This is a genomic window from Arthrobacter sp. ZGTC212 (genome assembly GCF_002929255.1).
GTDB classification, from domain to species: domain Bacteria; phylum Actinomycetota; class Actinomycetes; order Actinomycetales; family Micrococcaceae; genus Arthrobacter_B; species Arthrobacter_B sunyaminii.
The window spans coordinates 1-501 of sequence record NZ_PJIJ01000103.1 but is presented as its reverse complement, the minus strand read 5'-3'; the positions used below and the strand labels follow the sequence as shown (position 1 = coordinate 501).

Genomic DNA, 501 nt, shown 5'->3' with positions numbered 1-501 from the left:
CGTCGAAGGCGATCAACTACACGCCCTCTGTCGTTTCTGCAGTCACCCTGCTGCCCTGGACCCCAGCGAAGTAAGAACACCAAACAACGAAGGGGCGCGCAGTGCGTCTGCGCGCCCCACTTTGGAGCACTCTTGTTCACATACATCCTCCGCCGCCTTGGGGCAGGGCTGGTTCTCGTCGTCGTCGTAACAGCGATTACCTTTTTCCTCACCCACGCCGCGAGTATCCCGGTCGCCCAAAATCTGCTCGGACCTTCCGCGTCGGCGGCCCAGGTAGCCAAACTCAACTCTCAACTCGGCCTGGATAAGCCGGTATCTGAGCAATACGTATCCTGGGTCACCGGGGTCTTCGGGGGTGACTTCGGCAGCTCGTACTTCTCCAGCCAACCAGTGGCCGAGGCGATGGCAGCCCGGCTTCCGGTGACGTTGTCTGTTGTGGTTGTGTCCCTGCTGATCACGCTCATCATCAGCGTTGTCCTTGGCATCGCCGCTGCGGCCAGG

At 60.9% G+C, this 501-nt stretch carries 1 pseudogene; it reads left to right on the top strand.

The features are described from left to right. Positions 1–132 precede the first annotated feature (132 nt). A pseudogene (locus CXQ89_RS18100) lies at positions 133–501 on the top strand (ABC transporter permease); the annotation flags it as partial.